The organism is Sphingomonas sp. NPDC019816, from assembly GCF_050274375.1.
Lineage (GTDB): Bacteria > Pseudomonadota > Alphaproteobacteria > Sphingomonadales > Sphingomonadaceae > Sphingomonas.
Genome location: NZ_JBNNOB010000001.1, coordinates 19,253 through 34,629, shown reverse-complemented (window position 1 = coordinate 34,629; position 15,377 = coordinate 19,253). Strand labels below are relative to the sequence as shown.

Here is a 15,377-nt window from a genome sequence, read left to right as displayed (position 1 = left end):
CGTATCTAATGTTACGCTGCAATTTTAGTCAATCAAAAAACTTCACTGATATTTCAAACAATCGAATTGGCCTTTTACTGGTTGACTTTCAGCAGGTTCGCGCGGCATGATCACGATATGGCATGAGGTCAGAGCCAGCCGGCATCTCGTCTCACGAGAAAATGTGATATTTCAGGAGGGGTAATGGTTGGGGATAGGATCGCGGATTTTCGCGTGACCCGATTGCAGTTTCGGCGCGACCGCAAGGTGGGGGACTCCCAAGTCGGCGCGACCCAAGCCAATATCGTCGCGCTGGAATTGATCGACGAGTCGGGCCGCGTCGGGTTGGGTTTCGTGCAGGTGCTGTTCCAGCCGCTGCTCCCCGAGACGCAACTCGAGTGGGCCTTCCGGCAAGAGGCCTTCCCGGCGCTCGAGGGGCGGACCGCTGCTTCCCTGGCCCTTCGCGTCGGGCGGCCGCGCGGCGGCAATGTCCGCAAGATGCTCGTTCCTTTCGAGGAGGCGATCCAACATGCCGTCTGGGACCTTTTCGCGCAAAGCTGCGATCAGCCGCTCTGGCAGTTGCTGGGGGCCGAGCGTCAGGCCGTCCCCGTCTATGCAAGCGGACTCGATTTCCATCTGCCCGATCATGACTTCATGGAATTGTTCGGCCGCGCGGCCGAAAAGGATTATCGCGGCTATAAGATCAAAGTCGGCCATTCGCTGATCGAACGCGATCTTCATCGACTCGATCTGCTCAAAAAGGCCACGGGCGATGACGGTCGCCCGGTCATGATCGACGCCAACGAAGCCTGGACTGCGGCCGAGACGCGCGCAGCGCTGGCCCTGTTCGAGCGGGCCGGGCACCGCATCTACTGGATCGAGGACCCGATCCCGCGCGACGATTTCGACGGACTGCGCCGCCTGCGGCTTTCGTGCCCGGATACGCGGGTCAACAGCGGCGAATATCTGGATCTGTCGGGCAAGCGCAAACTGCTTCAGGCCGAGGCATGCGACATGCTCAACGTCCATGGCCAGGTCAGCGACGTGATGCGCGCCGGATGGCTGGCGGGCGAGCATAATGTCGAGGTGACGTTCGGCAACAGCTTCCTGGAAGTCGGGGTCAACATGGCGCTGGCGTTGCCCGGCGTACGGTGGCTGGAATACAGTTTCCAGAATTTCGAACATCTGGTCGAGGAGCCGTATGTGATCCGCGATGGTCTGATCCATGGCCATGACCGACCCGGCCACGGCCTGCGGCTGAGCGATGCGGTTCGTACCAAGTATCGCACGCCGGAGCCGCTCGCTGAGGCTGACCTGCCGCCAGCGCCCAGCTGGGAGCGCCCGGCATGAGCGTGGGACTGACTCCACCGGTCGAGGAACCCGCAGCCGTACTGGCCGCTGCCGAGCCGGTCGGCCCCGCCGCCGCGCCCTATGTCGAGGGTACGCGCAAATGGGTGCTGTTGGTGTCGCTGGGCATCGTGTTCTTCACGCTGCTCACGCTCTATGCATCCTGCCTGGGCGTGTTGCTGCCCAATCAGATCCAGAATCTCGACCCTGTCGGGAAGGCGCAGACGCTGGGCGTGATCTATGCGATCACCTCGGTCTTCAGTACGCTGACGACCCCGATCGCGGGCGCGTTGTCCGATCGCACGCGCAGCCGTTTCGGACGGCGGACGCCGTGGATCGTCATCGGCGCGACGATCGGCGGTATCGCGATCATCCTGACGCCCTATGGCGGTGGGCTGGTCGGCATCACCGCGATCTGGCTGGTGTCGGTCGTGACGCTGAACGCGATGCAGCCAGCGATCACGACGCTCGTCGCCGACCGCTTTCCGCCCGAGGAGCGCGGGCTGGCATCCGGCGTCGTCGGCGGTGCGATGACCGCAGGCGTATCGTTCGGCACGTTCATCGCAGGCACGCTCGCGGATCGCATCCCGCTGGCCTATGGTCTGGTCGGCGGCGCAATCATCGTCGTGTGCCTTGCCTTCGTCGCGATCAACCCGGAGCCGCGTGTCGCGCTGCCCCCCGCGACGCCGTTCCGGCTCGGCGCGTTCCTGAAGGGCTTCTGGATTTCCCCGCGTGAACACCCGGATTTCGCCTGGGCGTTCCTGGGGCGCTTCGCGATCTACATGGGCTATCAGGCGATCCTGACCTACCTGCTCTACATCCTCCAGGATCATATCGGGCTCAGCCAGGCAAAGGCGAATGCGACGATCGCGACGATGTCGATCGTGACGTTCGTGGCGCTCGTCATATCCGGCCTGGGTTCGGGCGTGTTGTCGGACCGGTTGGGTCGGCGCAAGCCGCTGGTGTTCATCTCCAGCCTCATCATGGCGGCGGCGGTGGCGATGCCGCTGTTCGTGCCGACGGTGCAGGGCATGATGGCCTATGCGGTGCTGATCGGCCTTGGCTACGGCGCCTTCATGTCGGTCGATCTTGCCCTGATGACGCAGGTGCTGCCCCAGGCGAAGGCGGGCGAAGAGGATGCGACGGGCAAGGACCTCGGCATCCTGACCACGGCGGTCAACGTGCCGCAGATCCTCAGCCCCGTAATGGCCGCGACATTGCTGTCGGCGACCGGCAACAGCTATCCGTCGCTGTTCGTCGTGTCCGGTATCTTCGTGCTGGTGGGATCGTTCTTCGTCCTGCCGATCCGGTCGGTGCGCTGACCCATGCGCGTAATCGACGCCCATATGCATTGCTGGTCGCTGACGACACCGGGACACGAATGGCCGACGGCGGAGACGCCCGTCCTGCATCGTGATTTCGGCGTCGGTGACCTGCTCGCGGTAGTGGGCGACACGCCGCTGGACGGCGTGGTACTGGTCCAGTCGCAGCCGACGGATGCCGATACCGACTGGATGCTGGCGCTGGCGGCTCACGAACCGCTGATCCTGGGCGTGGTGGGTTGGATCGACCTGGCGAGCCCCGACGCGCCGGGCCGGATTGCCGATCTCGCTGCGAATTCGGCGCTGCGCGGACTGCGGCCGATGCTGCAGGGGATCGCGGATACCGACTGGCTGATGCGCGACGCGCTGACCCCCGCGATCACGGCGATGGTGGCGCATGGATTGCGGCTGGACGCGCTGGTCGAGCCGCGACATCTGCCCATGCTGGCGGGGTTCGTCGATCGCTGGCCCGAATTGCCGGTGGTGATCGATCATGCCGCCAAGCCGAGCGCGGCGCGCGGGGGCCTCGACCCATGGCGCGCTCACATGGCGGCACTGGGGGAGCGGGGCGTGTGGTGCAAGCTGTCCGGCATGCGTACCGAGCAGTCGGCGGGCGCCCCTGCCGACGCGCTCGCGCCCTATATCGACCATCTGGTCGCGACTTTCGGAGAGCGGCTGATGTGGGGCAGCGACTGGCCGGTGCTCGACCTTTCCGGTGACGGCTACACGCAGTGGTTCGCTGATGCGCGGCGCCTGTCAGGGCTGACGGGTGTCGCCGAAGAGCGGCTGTTCGCGGCAAGCGCTCGTGCGTTCTACGGATTGGAAGGAACGGTATGATGGGGGGACCCCGCTTCCTGCTGGCGGTCCTGACGCCCGGTGTGGTCGTCATGTCGCCCGCATCGGCGCAGCTGTTGCCGCCGTCTCCCGCAATCCCCGAGCCGTCCGCATCCACGGCCCGCCACCCATTTGATTCAGGTGGCTTTCTGCCGCCGCAGCCGGTCGCGACGCCAGCCATCCTTCATGTCGCGCCGGGCGGGTCGGATGCTGGCGACGGATCGCGCGATCGTCCGTTCCGGTCGGTCGAACGCGCGCAGCAGGAGGTGCGGCGGCTGAACGCAGTGCATGACGTTACCGTCGAACTGGCCGACGGCACCTATACGCTGGCCACGCCGCTCCGCTTCACCGCCGCCGATGGCGGTCAGGGCGGGCACGTCGTCAGATGGCGCGCGGCACACGGCGCGCATCCGGTTCTGTCGGGCGGGACGGCGGTGACCGGCTGGACGATCGCGGACCGTGCGCGCGACATATGGGTGGCGGACGTGCCGCGTGGGGTCGACCCTCGCCAGGTCTATGTGGGCGGCCGCACCGCCGAGCGCGCCAGCGTAAGGCTGCCACGCGCCGCCGTCGCGTTCACCGCCACCGGTATGACGATCGTCGATCCCGCCTGGCGTTTCTTGGCGAACCTGCCGGACCAGTCGCGGATCGAGGTCGAGCAGACCGGCTATTTCACCGACCGGCGTGCCGTGGTCGACCGGATCAGCGGCGACACGATCGTCATGCAGCAGCCAGGGTGGCGCAACAACCTGATCGGCTACGACACCCTGGCCCGCACGATCGCCAAGAACGGGGCGCGGCTGTTCCTGGTCAACTCGCTGGCGTTCCTTCGCAAGCCCGGCCAGTGGTTCATCGATCCGGCGCTGGGCAAACTCTATTACAAACCGCGCGCCGGCGAGGACATGGCACGGGTGGAGGTGGTTCTGCCACGGCTGCAATCCCTGGTGTCGATTGCGGGCAGCTATGATCGGCCGGTGACCGACCTGGCGTTCGACGGTATCGGGTTCCGCCATACCAGCTGGCTCGGCGCATCGAGTGCAGAGGGCTATGCCAGCCAGCAGAGCGGATCGTACCTCGCAGGCTGGATTCCCGGGTTCCCCGAAGACCCGATCCGCGATTGCAGCTGGGGCTGCTGGGCGTTCGAGACGATGCGCAACCGCTGGCGGCAACAGCCCGCCGCGGTGCAGGTGTCGGCTGCGGTGCGGGTGACGTTCGACAAAGCCGATTTCAGCCAGCTCGGCCAGATCGCGCTCGGCATCGGCAACAACCCGGAGGCCAATGAAAGCGGTATCGGCTATGGCGCAGCGGGGGTCGAGGTACGGCGCAGCCGCTTCCTCCATCTTGCGGGCGGTGCGATCATGGTCGGCGGCATCACGCCCGACGCGCACCATCCGCCGCGTGCCGAGATGGGCGTGCGCAACGTCGTCATCGCCGACAACCGCATCGAGACGGTGTCACAGGATTACAAGGAACAGGCGGCGATCCTCGTCACTTATGCCGCCGGGACCGTCATCACGCACAACGACGTGTCGGATACGCCGTACGACGGGATCGACGTCGGCTGGGGATGGGGCGTCAACGACCCTGGCGGCAGCGGCGCCTATCGCACACGCACGCGCGGCTATTACGACCAGCCGGGCAATATCGTGTACGACACGCCGACGATCCTGCGTGATACCGTCGTGCTCGGCAACCGGGTGCACAAGGTGAAGCAGTGGTTCTCCGATGGCGGCGCCATCTATCACCTGTCCGCCGATCCCGGCGCGCTGATCGCCGAAAATTATGTCTACGACGTGCCCGGCGGCATCGCTTTGTATCTGGACGAGGGTTCCCGCTACGTCACGCTGCGCAACAATGTCGTCGACCGGGTCGCCGTGTGGCTGAACGCCAATACGATGGATGCGTATCGACCGCATCGCACCACGATGGACAATCTGGCGATCGGCAACTGGCACGTCGGCGCGCGGACCAACGGATCGTGGGATGCGTATATGGACAATCGTCTGGTCGACAATGTCGAAGTCCCGGAAGGGGCATGGCCTGCGGCGGCACAGGCGGTGATCGACGCGTCGGGCATCAGCAAGGGCGAGCGTCAATGACCGTAAAATATCAGAGCGCGTCTTTGCATGGCGGTTCCTTGCGGAAAGCTGTAGTTGTGAAACCCATGACTAAAACACCCCGTTCCGCCCGTGCCCGCGCGCGCGCCGCCGATACCGATGTCGAGGACACGGGGGACTCCGGCGTTCGGCTTGGCGAGCTGGCCTATCGCCGGATCCTGGAGGGGTTGTTCGATCGGCGGATTTCGGCCGGTTCCTTCGTGTCGCAAAGCGATCTGCAGCGTCTGCTCGACCTGCCGATCCAGCCGCTTCGCGACGCGCTGCGCGTGTTGGAGACCGAGGGCATCCTGAAGGTGCATCCGCGCTCGGGCATCGAATTCCTGAAAGCCGACCTGGAGTTGGCGCGCTCCACGTATCAATTCCGGTCGATCATCGAACGCTCGGCGGCGCGCGCATATGCGGAAACCGCGGACGCGGCAGACATTGTGGAGCTGATCGACGCCCACCGTCACGTGCTCGACCGGGTACAGGCGGAAGGGGCAACCGAAGAGCTCAACGCCGCGATGGAAGAGCTCGAACAACGGTTCCACAGCAGCATGATCGCGGCGCTGCGCAACCCGATGATCGAGACGGCTGCGCGTCGATTGAAGAATTATGTCGCGGTTATTCGCCTCGACCTCACATCCACGGCGCCGCGCATGATCCGCACGATCCGCGAGCATCTGGACGTACTGGATGCGTGCCTGGCGCGCGACCCGGTGGCGGCGGAGGCGGCGCTCGCCCATCACTTCCAGGCGGCCCTTCAACGAATACTCGGCATGGTCTGACGACCCGCCGCTTTCATCAGGAGACAGGAATGCACCGGACCCGAAACCATCGGGGCGTCGGGCGAGGTCATGCGTCATGATCCGCCGCTTCGTCCGCATGATCGATCTTGCCGACGACCCCGCGACGATCGCCGCCTATGAGGCCGCGCACGCGGTCGGCAACACGCCGCCCGAGGTGCTGGCGTCGCAGCGTCGTCACGGCATCGCCGATCTGGCCATCTATCGCCACGGGCTGCGGCTGGTGATGATCATGGACGTGACCAATGCCTTCGATCCCGATGCGCTGGACCGCGATGCGGCGAGCGACCCGGTGCTGATCGACTGGCACCGGCGGATGGGCGCGATGCAGCGTCCGCTGCCTGGCGAACAGGGCTGGGTCGAGATGCCCTGCGTCTTTCGCCAGAGCGACCACCCCTGAAACTCAAACGACAGGACGGAGAAGACCATGGGCCGATTGCAGGGGAAACGCGCGCTGGTGACCGGCGCCGCACAGGGGATCGGGCGGGCGACGGCCGAGCTGTTCGTTTGCGAAGGGGCGCAGGTTTTTGCGGTCGACGTGAACGGCGACGCGCTGGCGACGCTGGACGGATGCGAGCCGCTGATCGTCGATCTGCTGGATGGCGCGGCGGTGTCGCAGCTGGGCGAGCGCGTCGGCACGATCGACGCGCTGGTCAACTGCGCCGGATATGTCGATGCGGGCGACATATTGTCGACCAGCGATCGCGGCTATGACCTGTCGTTCGATCTGAACGTCCGGGCGACGATGGGCGTCATCCGTGCCCTGCTGCCGGCGATGGTCGCGGCGGGGGGCGGGTCGATCGTCAACATCGCTTCGGTGGCGGGTGCGATGATCGGCGTGCCCAACCGCATGGCCTATTGCGCGTCGAAGGGGGCGCTGGCGGGCTTGACGCGCTCCGTCGCGGTCGATTTTGTCGCCCAGGGAATCCGGTGCAACGCGATCTGCCCCGGCACGGTCCAATCGCCCTCGCTCGACCAGCGGCTGGCCGCCACCGGTGACGCGGCGGCCGCGCGCGCCGCCTTCGTCGCGCGCCAGCCGATGGGGCGGATCGGCACGGCGGAAGAGATCGCTGTCTCCGCCCTTTACCTGGCCAGCGACGAGAGCGCCTACACCACTGGTTGCCTGTTGGCGGTCGATGGTGGCTGGACGATGGCATAAGGGGCCGGGGGGCGTGGCAACCATCGCATCCATGGCCGATTTTCGGACGGCGGCCCGGCGCAGGCTGCCGCGCTTCCTGTTCGACTATGCCGATGGCGGCGCATTCGCCGAGCAGACATGTCACAACAACGTGCATGATCTCCAGACCCTGGCGCTGCGCCAGCGGGTGCTGCGCGATGTGGCAAATATCGACCTGGGGACTCGTATCCTGGGCCGCGACCTGCCCCTGCCGGTCGTGCTCGGGCCGGTCGGGATCGGTGGCATGTTCCGGCGGCGCGGCGAGATCCAGGCGGCGCGGGCGGCGCACCGCCACGGCGTTCCCTTCACCCTCTCCACCGTGGGCATCTGTGGGATGGACGAGTTGCGCACCGGCGTGCCCGATGGGCCATTATGGTTCCAGCTCTACGTCATCCGCGACCGTGGCTTCATGCGCGAGCTGATCGCCAAGGCGAAGGCAGCGGGGGCGGAGTCGCTGGTCTTCACGGTCGATATGCCGATCCCCGGCATCCGCTATCGCGACGCGCATTCGGGCATGTCGGGACGCTTCGGTCCCGCACGTCGCGTCCTGCAGGCGATGGGCAAGCCAGGCTGGGCCTGGGACGTGGGCCTTCGCGGTCGACCGCATCGGCTGGGCAATCTGGAACCGGTGCTGGGCCGCGACAGCGGCATGAACGACTATATGGGTTGGCTGGGCGCGAATTTCGATCCCGGCATCGTTTGGCGCGACCTGGACTGGCTGCGTGCGGAATGGGACGGCCCGCTCATCATCAAGGGCGTGCTCGATGTCGAGGATGCGCGCGCCGCCGCCGATTACGGTGCGGAGGCGATCGTCGTGTCCAATCATGGCGGCCGACAGCTGGACGGCGTGTTGTCGAGTGCACGCGCTCTGCCGGGAATCGCGGCGGCTGTCGGCGATCGGCTGACGGTGCTGGCGGATTCGGGTGTACGCTCCGGCCTCGACGTCGTGCGTCTGCTCGCGCTGGGCGCCCGGGGCGTGCTGTTGGGGCGCGCGTGGCTCTGGGCGCTGGCCGCCCAGGGTGAGGCGGGCGTCGACCGGATGCTGACCATGCTGGCGCAGGAGATGCGCGTCGCCATGACGCTGACCGGCGTCGCCACCGTCCCCGCAATCACCGGCGACATCCTCGCCTGACCATTCAACCAATAGACATGAAGGAAGCATCATGAAACTTTGCCGTTATGGAAAGGCGGGCCAGGAAAAGCCCGGCCTGATCGACGACGCCGGTCGCATCCGCGACGCATCGGCCTATGTCGCCGATTTCGGTCCCGAGGCGATCGGTGCCGACGCGCTGCGCCAGCTCGCCGCGATCGACATCGAAACGCTGCCGCTGGTCGAGGGGCCGGTGCGCTACGGCCCGCCGGTCACGGGCACGCGCAAGTTCATCGCGATCGGCCTGAACTATGCCGACCATGCCGCCGAGTCGAACCTGCCGATCCCGGAGGAGCCGGTCGTCTTCAACAAATGGGTCAACTGCATCCAGGGGGCCAACGACCCCGTCACCATCCCCCGCAACTCGGTGAAGACCGACTGGGAGGTCGAACTGGGCGTGGTGATCGGCACCGGCGGGCATAACATTCCGCAGGACAAGGCCCTCGACCATGTCGCGGGCTATTGCGTCATCAACGACGTGTCCGAGCGCGAATGGCAGGCCGAGCGCGGCGCGACCTGGGACAAGGGCAAGGGCTTTCCGACCTTCGGCCCCGTCGGCCCATGGCTGGTGACGGCGGACGAGGTGGGCGATCCCCAGGCGCTGTCGATGTGGCTCGATGTCAACGGCAAGGGGGTGCAGGACGGCAACACCGCGACGATGATCTTCACCGTCGCCGAGATCGTCGCCTATTGCTCGCAATTCATGGCGCTGGAGGCGGGCGACATCATCACCACCGGCACGCCGCCGGGCGTCGGCCTGGGCCAGAAGCCCCAGCCCTGGTTCCTGAAGGCGGGGGACGAGGTCCGGCTCGGCATCGCGGGGCTGGGCGAGCAGCACCAGACGTTCGTCGCCGCCCCGGCTGCGAACTGACCCTCTGACCCGCGCGGACCGTGGCCGTCGACGGCGGCCACGGTTCCCCGTCCGCACGAAAGCCGACGCATGACATCTTCCCCCTCTCTTCCCCTGCGGGCCGTCGGTGATACCGGCCTGCACGTCACCGAACTCGGTTTCGGCGCCGCCTCGCTCGGTAATGCGGGACGGGCGATCGCGGACGACGTGGCGCGGGACGCGGTGGCGGCGGCCTGGGCGGCGGGTATCCGCTATTTCGATACCGCGCCCTTTTACGGTCGGGGCCTGAGCGAACGTCGCCTGGGCGATGCCCTGCGTGGGCAGGAGGACGACGCGCTGGTCCTGTCCTCGAAGGTCGGCCGGGTGCTCGTGCCCGATGCGAGCGTGGGCCGGGGCGGCGAGGTCGACGGTTTCCTGTCGCCCATGCCGTTTCGCGTGACCCATGACTATAGCCGCGACGGCATTTTGCGGTCGTTCGAGGCCAGCCTGCACCGGCTGGGGCTGGACCGGATCGACATGCTGTTCGTCCACGATATCGGGCGATGGAGCCGCGGCGACGCGCATGACGAGGGCTGGGCGCAGCTGACGCGTGGCGGCGGGTTCGAGGCGCTGGCATCCTTGCGCGAGCAGGGGGCGATCCGCGCCTTCGGGCTGGGCGTCAACGAGGTGGAGATATGCCTGGAGGCGATCGATGCGGCGCCGGTCGACGTGCTTCTGCTCGCCAATCGCTATACCCTTCTCGAACAGGCGCCGCTCGATGCCCTGTTTCCCGCCTGTGCGGCGCGCGGCATCGCGGTGATCGCGGGCGCGCCCTATAATAGCGGTATCCTGGCGACGGGTACGCGCGGATCGGCGACGCCCCACTATGATTATGCCCCGGCGCCCGCCGACATTGTCGCCCGCGTTAGGCGGATCGAGGCGGTGGCCGATGCCTGGAAGGTCCCTCTGGCGGCGGCGGCGCTGCAATTCCCGCTGATCCACCCTTGCGTCGTCAGCGTGCTGCCCGGCATCGGCGACCGCCGCCGGCTGGATCAGACAATGGACCTTTATGCGCGGGAGATTCCCGCCGGATTCTGGACCGATTTGGTGAGCGAAGGGCTGATCCGCGCCGACAGCCTGAATGCCGCCGCTATTGAAAAGGCCATGCCATGAGCGAAACGCCCTCCCGCCCCGCCATTCGCGTGACCCGCCGCCTGCCGCCCGCGGTGGAAGAGGTGCTGTCGACGCGTCTTGGAGCGACGCTGAACGCGCAGGACGTGCCGCTTGGACGCGATGCGCTGGCGGATGCCATGCGGCACTGTGATGTGCTGGTGCCGACGATCACCGATCGGATCGACGCCGATCTGTTTGCGATCGACGGCCTGCGGGTGAAGCTGATCGCCAATTTCGGGGCGGGGGTCGATCATATCGACCTGGCGGCGGCCAAGCGTGCCGGGGTGGTGGTGACGAATACGCCCGACGCGCTGACCGATGCGACCGCCGAGCTGGCGATCCTGCTGATGCTGATGGCCGCGCGTCGCGCCGGGGAGGGCGAGCGCGAACTGCGCGCGGGCGACTGGACCGGCTGGCGGCCGACCCATCTGATCGGCATCGGGTTGACCGGGCGGGTGCTGGGGCTGGTCGGCTTCGGCCGGATCGCGCAGGCGACGGCGGCGCGCGCACGCGGCTTGGGGATGACGATCCGCTATTACAGCCGCAGCGCGGCCGACCCGGCGGCGGTCGCGGCGTTGGGGGCCGAACGGGTCGAGAGCCTGGCCGAACTGGCGCGGGTGTCGGATGTCGTGTCGCTGCATGTGCCCGGCGGCGCGGCGACCCGGCATATGATCGACGCCGCCTTTCTGGGCGCGATGCGGCCCGACGCGATCCTGGTCAACACCGCGCGCGGGCCGGTCGTGGACGAAGCCGCGCTGGCCGAGGCGCTGGCCGCCGGGACGATCGCGGCGGCCGGGCTCGACGTCTATGAACGCGAGCCCGAGGTGCACGCGGGACTGCTCGCTCACCCTCGCAGCGTGCTGTTGCCGCATCTGGGCAGCGCGACCACCGAGACGCGCACCGCGATGGGGATGCAGGCGATCGCCAATATCGACGCCTTCCTTGCCGGTCGGGATCTGCCCAACCGTGTCGCTTGACGAGACGATCGCCGACGCCATCACACGCCGGTTGGCTGATAGCCCGGACCGCCCGATCGTCGTCGGCATCTGCGGTGCGCAGGGCAGCGGCAAGTCGACGGTGGCGGCGGCCTTGTGCACCCGGCTGGACGGCGCGGTGACGCTGTCGCTCGACGACCTGTACCGGACACGGGCGGAGCGTCAGCATCTGGCGGAGGACGTTCACCCGCTGCTCCGCACGCGCGGCGTGCCGGGGACGCATGATATCGGCCTGGGGCTGGCGGTGCTCGACGGAATTGCGGCGGGCTTGGCCACGCCCCTGCCGCGCTTCTCCAAAGCGATCGACGACCGGCTGCCCCGGTCGGAGTGGCCGGTCGCCCCGGCCGGGACGCGCATCGTGCTTCTGGAGGGCTGGTGCGTCGGCGCGATGCCGCAAGCGGAGGCCGATCTCGTTGCGCCGGTAAACGATCTGGAACGGCTGGCGGACGCCGATGGCGTTTGGCGCCGCTATGTCAATGCGGCGCTTGCCGGTGAGTATCAAACGCTCTTCGGGCGGCTCGACCTGTTGATCCTGCTCGCCGCGCCCGATTTCGAGACGGTCCTTACCTGGCGTCTGGAACAGGAACATGCGCTGCGGCGCAGCGGGGCGAGCGGGCAGGGGGTGATGGACGATGCCGCCGTCGCAGCATTCGTCAGCCACTATGAACGGCTGACACGCCATATCCTGGCCGAGATGCCCGCGCGCTGCGATCTGTTCGTGACGCTGGGGGCACGGCGGGAGGCAAGGGACCTCGTGCAGCATCGGGGGAGAGTTCAATGAGCATGTCTTTCGATCCGGCGGACCATCCGCATCGCCGCCGGAATCTGTTGTCGGGCGAATGGGTGCTGGTGTCGCCCCACCGCGCGAAGCGGCCATGGCAGGGCGAAGAAGCCCCGCCGCCCGCACCGCGCGGGGCGCGGCACGATGCCAGCTGCTATCTATGCCCCGGCAATCTCCGCATGAACGGGGAGCGCAATCCCGATTACACCGGGCCGTTCGTCTTCGCCAACGACTTCGCCGCGCTGCTCCCCGATACACCGTCTCCCGAGGACGATCCGTTGTTCCCGGCAGCGGGTGCGCGCGGCGAGGCGCGTGTGATCTGCTATTCCCCTGATCACACCCGAACGCTGCCCGAACTGAGCGATGCGGAGCGGCGCGTTCTGGTCGACGCGTGGGCGGCACAGTCGGTAGAATTGGGTGCGCGCTGGGCGCATGTCGAGGTGTTCGAGAACAAGGGCGCGATGATGGGCTGTTCCAGCCCGCATCCCCACGGCCAGGTCTGGGCGAGTGATTTTATCCCCCAGCATGTCGCGCGCGAGGATGAGACGCAGCGCGCATGGTACGCCGCGCGCGGTACGGTGTTGCTCGACGAGGTCGCCGCGGCGGAGGAGGACGGCCCACGCTTGGTCGAGGCCAACGACCACTGGCTGGCGATCGTGCCCTGGTGGGCGGCATGGCCGTTCGAAACGCTGATCATCGCGCGCGATCCCGTCCTGCGGCTGGAGGATCTGTCCGACGCCTCGCGCGATGCGCTCGCGGTGCTGTTGGGACGGCTGATGGCCCGGTACGACAACCTGTTCGCGACCAGCTTTCCCTATTCCTTCGGCTGGCACGGCGCGCCGCATGGCGGCGACGGCGTTGGTTGGCGACTACACGCGCATGTCTATCCGCCGCTGCTCCGCTCGGCGACGGTACGCAAGTTCATGGTGGGGTTCGAGATGCTGGGTGAGACGCAGCGCGACCTGACACCCGAACAGGCGGCCGAACGGCTGCGGGCGGCATCCCCTATTCTGGAGCGGCAAATATGAGCGATCTTGGACATCGGTTGGCGACCGGGTTTGCGGCTACGTTCGAAGGAGAGCCCGACGGCGTCGTCCGGGCGCCGGGGCGCGTGAACCTGATCGGCGAGCATACCGACTATAATGACGGCTTCGTCTTGCCTTGCGCGATCCCCGTCGAGACGCGGATCGCCTGGCGTGCGCAGCCGACGCGCCAGGTGCGGGTGACGGCGATCGAATATGGCGGGGAGACCGACATGTTCGATCTCGACGCGATCGCCTATCATCCCGGCGGTGGCTGGCGCGATTACGTGCGGGGCATGGTCAGCACCATGATGGCGGCGGGCGCGACGCTGCACGGCGCCGACCTGGCGATCGTCGGTGACATCCCGCGCGGTGCCGGTCTGTCGTCCTCGGCATCGCTGGAGGTCGCGGTCGGCCATGCCATGGCCGCCGCCGCCCGGATAACCCTTTCCCCCAAGACGATCGCGGTGCAGGCGCAGGCGGCGGAAAACCAGTTCGTCGGGGTGAAATGCGGCGTCATGGACCAGTTGGCCTCGGCCGCGAGCGTCGCGGAAGCGGCGTTGCTGATCGACTGCCGCGACCTTGCGACGCGCACGGTCCCGATCCCGGCCGATGTCGCCATCCTGATCATCCAGTCAGGTGTCGTGCGCGGGCTGGTCGAGGGGCATTATAATCGCCGCGGGGCCGAATGCGAAGCCGCCGCGGCCGCGATGGGCGTAGCGGCGCTGCGCGATGCGGACCTTGCGATGATCGCGGCAAGTAACATGTCCGCCGTGCTTGCGGCGCGGGCGCGCCATATCGTCTCGGAGAACGCGCGCGTCATCGCGGCGGCGGAGGCCCTCGCCGCAGACGATTTGCGGACCCTGGGCAGCTTGATGGCGGACAGTCACGCCTCGATGCGCGACGATTTCGAGATCACCGTTCCCAAGGTGGACGACTTGGCAGACATCGCCAACCACGCCATTGCCGAACTGGCGGATGGCGAAGGGGGCGCGCGCATGACCGGAGGGGGCTTCGGCGGCGCGATCGTCGCGATCACGCGCACCGATGCCGCCCTTGCTGTGGCTGAAGCCGTTCGGCTCCGGTACCGCACACCGAGCGGAGACGTCCCCGACGTAATGATCGTGAGCGCCGCAGCGGGCGCGGGTCCGATGTAAGGCGCAGAGGCCCAAAACAAGGAAAAGGTGTTCGATGTATGCCGTTCACCCATAATCGCTGGGCAGGCTATGGCGTTGCCGTAACGCTACCTCCCATCGGTCCATCAGGTGAAGGCCATCGAGCTGGACGAGGGCGCGGCCGACATTAAGGTTTACAGCGGTGGCCGCCGATGGATCGCGCGGGGCGCCTGACCTGCCGATCCTGACCTCACCCGATCAGGATCGGCAAGGGTCGGCTGCCTTACAGCTTGGATGGGAGGAAACGGAAAAAGCCCGGGCAGGATTTAGGGCGCAACAACGCAAACCGGCGGACCAATCTGCCGTGCGCCGTCACACCGATGCCGTCACGTTACGACGACCGCAAACGCGAATTGGTACTCGCTGACGCCGTCAAGATAGGCGTCGACCATGGATCGCGCCGATCGAAGCTGCTGACTGGCAAGGCTGCGCCGCGCTGCCGCAGGCTTCTGGTCGTAAACGATGGCGTGCGGGTGATAGCGCTGGCGAGCTTCATCCGCATCGCGCGTATCGAGGGTCCGCTTATACTTGGCCGACGCGCCATCGAAGAACGGTCGCAGCGTGGCGTGGAAGACCCGTCGGAAGTAGTAAATGCCGGTGCGAGGATCTTTGAAAGGGGTGGCCATGCGGAACACTTTGTACACATCCTCTGTACACAAGGATGGGTAAAGCGTCCATGAAGACCACCAAA

At 66.9% G+C, this 15,377-nt stretch carries 15 protein-coding genes; 14 read left to right on the top strand and 1 reads right to left on the bottom strand.

Annotated features, from left to right (window positions below):
• The first annotated feature begins 213 nt into the window (after nucleotides 1-213).
• The 14 genes from ACQKJZ_RS00160 (at nucleotide 214) to galK (ending at nucleotide 14,668) form a co-directional block, all read left to right on the top strand.
• Nucleotides 214-1,329: a mandelate racemase/muconate lactonizing enzyme family protein gene (locus ACQKJZ_RS00160; RefSeq protein ID WP_427729529.1), complete on the top strand. Its 1,116-nt coding sequence runs from the start codon at nucleotides 214-216 to the stop codon at nucleotides 1,327-1,329.
• A complete protein-coding gene (locus ACQKJZ_RS00155; RefSeq protein ID WP_427729528.1) occupies nucleotides 1,326-2,648 on the top strand; it encodes an MFS transporter in 1,323 nt (440 codons plus the stop codon). Before ACQKJZ_RS00160 ends, ACQKJZ_RS00155 begins: the two co-directional genes overlap by 4 nt.
• Nucleotides 2,649-2,651: 3 nt before the next feature.
• Nucleotides 2,652-3,485: an amidohydrolase family protein gene (locus ACQKJZ_RS00150; RefSeq protein ID WP_427729527.1), complete on the top strand. Its 834-nt coding sequence runs from the start codon at nucleotides 2,652-2,654 to the stop codon at nucleotides 3,483-3,485.
• Nucleotides 3,482-5,581, top strand: a complete 2,100-nt coding sequence (locus tag ACQKJZ_RS00145) for a right-handed parallel beta-helix repeat-containing protein (RefSeq protein ID WP_427729526.1) — start codon at nucleotides 3,482-3,484, stop codon at nucleotides 5,579-5,581. The genes ACQKJZ_RS00150 and ACQKJZ_RS00145 overlap by 4 nt, the downstream gene beginning before the upstream one ends.
• The gene (locus tag ACQKJZ_RS00140) at nucleotides 5,578-6,366 is read left to right on the top strand and encodes a GntR family transcriptional regulator (protein ID WP_427729525.1); all 789 of its coding nucleotides are present in this window, start codon (nucleotides 5,578-5,580) and stop codon (nucleotides 6,364-6,366) included. The genes ACQKJZ_RS00145 and ACQKJZ_RS00140 overlap by 4 nt, the downstream gene beginning before the upstream one ends.
• A 76-nt stretch (nucleotides 6,367-6,442) precedes the next feature.
• Complete coding sequence (locus ACQKJZ_RS00135; RefSeq protein ID WP_427729524.1) at nucleotides 6,443-6,784, top strand: L-rhamnose mutarotase; 342 nt, start codon at nucleotides 6,443-6,445, stop codon at nucleotides 6,782-6,784.
• A 27-nt stretch (nucleotides 6,785-6,811) separates the two neighbouring features.
• Complete coding sequence (locus ACQKJZ_RS00130) at nucleotides 6,812-7,543, top strand: SDR family oxidoreductase (protein WP_427729523.1); 732 nt, start codon at nucleotides 6,812-6,814, stop codon at nucleotides 7,541-7,543.
• Nucleotides 7,521-8,693 (top strand): FMN-dependent L-lactate dehydrogenase LldD, encoded by a 1,173-nt coding sequence (gene lldD / locus ACQKJZ_RS00125; RefSeq protein ID WP_427729522.1) that lies wholly within the window; start codon nucleotides 7,521-7,523, stop codon nucleotides 8,691-8,693. The genes ACQKJZ_RS00130 and lldD overlap by 23 nt, the downstream gene beginning before the upstream one ends.
• A gap of 31 nt (nucleotides 8,694-8,724) precedes the next feature.
• Nucleotides 8,725-9,582, top strand: coding sequence for a fumarylacetoacetate hydrolase family protein (locus ACQKJZ_RS00120; RefSeq protein ID WP_427729521.1), 858 nt, complete (start codon nucleotides 8,725-8,727; stop codon nucleotides 9,580-9,582).
• A gap of 69 nt (nucleotides 9,583-9,651) precedes the next feature.
• On the top strand, nucleotides 9,652-10,713 hold the full coding sequence (locus ACQKJZ_RS00115) for an aldo/keto reductase (protein ID WP_427729520.1): 1,062 nt from the start codon (nucleotides 9,652-9,654) through the stop codon (nucleotides 10,711-10,713).
• Nucleotides 10,710-11,690 carry a 2-hydroxyacid dehydrogenase gene (locus ACQKJZ_RS00110; RefSeq protein ID WP_427729519.1) on the top strand — a complete coding sequence of 327 codons (981 nt, stop codon included), beginning with the start codon at nucleotides 10,710-10,712 and terminating at the stop codon, nucleotides 11,688-11,690. The genes ACQKJZ_RS00115 and ACQKJZ_RS00110 overlap by 4 nt, the downstream gene beginning before the upstream one ends.
• Nucleotides 11,680-12,489 carry an AAA family ATPase gene (locus tag ACQKJZ_RS00105; RefSeq protein ID WP_427729518.1) on the top strand — a complete coding sequence of 270 codons (810 nt, stop codon included), beginning with the start codon at nucleotides 11,680-11,682 and terminating at the stop codon, nucleotides 12,487-12,489. The genes ACQKJZ_RS00110 and ACQKJZ_RS00105 overlap by 11 nt, the downstream gene beginning before the upstream one ends.
• Complete coding sequence (locus ACQKJZ_RS00100) at nucleotides 12,486-13,517, top strand: UDP-glucose--hexose-1-phosphate uridylyltransferase (protein WP_427729517.1); 1,032 nt, start codon at nucleotides 12,486-12,488, stop codon at nucleotides 13,515-13,517. The genes ACQKJZ_RS00105 and ACQKJZ_RS00100 overlap by 4 nt, the downstream gene beginning before the upstream one ends.
• On the top strand, nucleotides 13,514-14,668 hold the full coding sequence (gene galK / locus ACQKJZ_RS00095) for a galactokinase (protein WP_427729516.1): 1,155 nt from the start codon (nucleotides 13,514-13,516) through the stop codon (nucleotides 14,666-14,668). Before ACQKJZ_RS00100 ends, galK begins: the two co-directional genes overlap by 4 nt.
• 344 nt (nucleotides 14,669-15,012) lie before the next feature.
• Here galK and ACQKJZ_RS00090 read toward each other — a convergent pair whose 3' ends face one another.
• Nucleotides 15,013-15,312, bottom strand: coding sequence for a DUF6538 domain-containing protein (locus tag ACQKJZ_RS00090; protein WP_427729577.1), 300 nt, complete (start codon nucleotides 15,310-15,312; stop codon nucleotides 15,013-15,015).
• Nucleotides 15,313-15,377: the final 65 nt, after the last annotated feature.

Coding starts and splice junctions, on each gene's coding strand:
- ACQKJZ_RS00155 (WP_427729528.1), top strand. CDS start 1,326: ATGAGCGTGGGACTGACTCCACCGGTCGAGGAACCCGCAGCCGTACTG.
- ACQKJZ_RS00150 (WP_427729527.1), top strand. CDS start 2,652: ATGCGCGTAATCGACGCCCATATGCATTGCTGGTCGCTGACGACACCG.
- ACQKJZ_RS00145 (WP_427729526.1), top strand. CDS start 3,482: ATGATGGGGGGACCCCGCTTCCTGCTGGCGGTCCTGACGCCCGGTGTG.
- ACQKJZ_RS00140 (WP_427729525.1), top strand. CDS start 5,578: ATGACCGTAAAATATCAGAGCGCGTCTTTGCATGGCGGTTCCTTGCGG.
- ACQKJZ_RS00135 (WP_427729524.1), top strand. CDS start 6,443: ATGATCCGCCGCTTCGTCCGCATGATCGATCTTGCCGACGACCCCGCG.
- ACQKJZ_RS00130 (WP_427729523.1), top strand. CDS start 6,812: ATGGGCCGATTGCAGGGGAAACGCGCGCTGGTGACCGGCGCCGCACAG.
- lldD (WP_427729522.1), top strand. CDS start 7,521: ATGGTGGCTGGACGATGGCATAAGGGGCCGGGGGGCGTGGCAACCATC.
- ACQKJZ_RS00120 (WP_427729521.1), top strand. CDS start 8,725: ATGAAACTTTGCCGTTATGGAAAGGCGGGCCAGGAAAAGCCCGGCCTG.
- ACQKJZ_RS00115 (WP_427729520.1), top strand. CDS start 9,652: ATGACATCTTCCCCCTCTCTTCCCCTGCGGGCCGTCGGTGATACCGGC.
- ACQKJZ_RS00110 (WP_427729519.1), top strand. CDS start 10,710: ATGAGCGAAACGCCCTCCCGCCCCGCCATTCGCGTGACCCGCCGCCTG.
- ACQKJZ_RS00100 (WP_427729517.1), top strand. CDS start 12,486: ATGAGCATGTCTTTCGATCCGGCGGACCATCCGCATCGCCGCCGGAAT.
- galK (WP_427729516.1), top strand. CDS start 13,514: ATGAGCGATCTTGGACATCGGTTGGCGACCGGGTTTGCGGCTACGTTC.
- ACQKJZ_RS00090 (WP_427729577.1), bottom strand. CDS start 15,312: ATGGCCACCCCTTTCAAAGATCCTCGCACCGGCATTTACTACTTCCGA.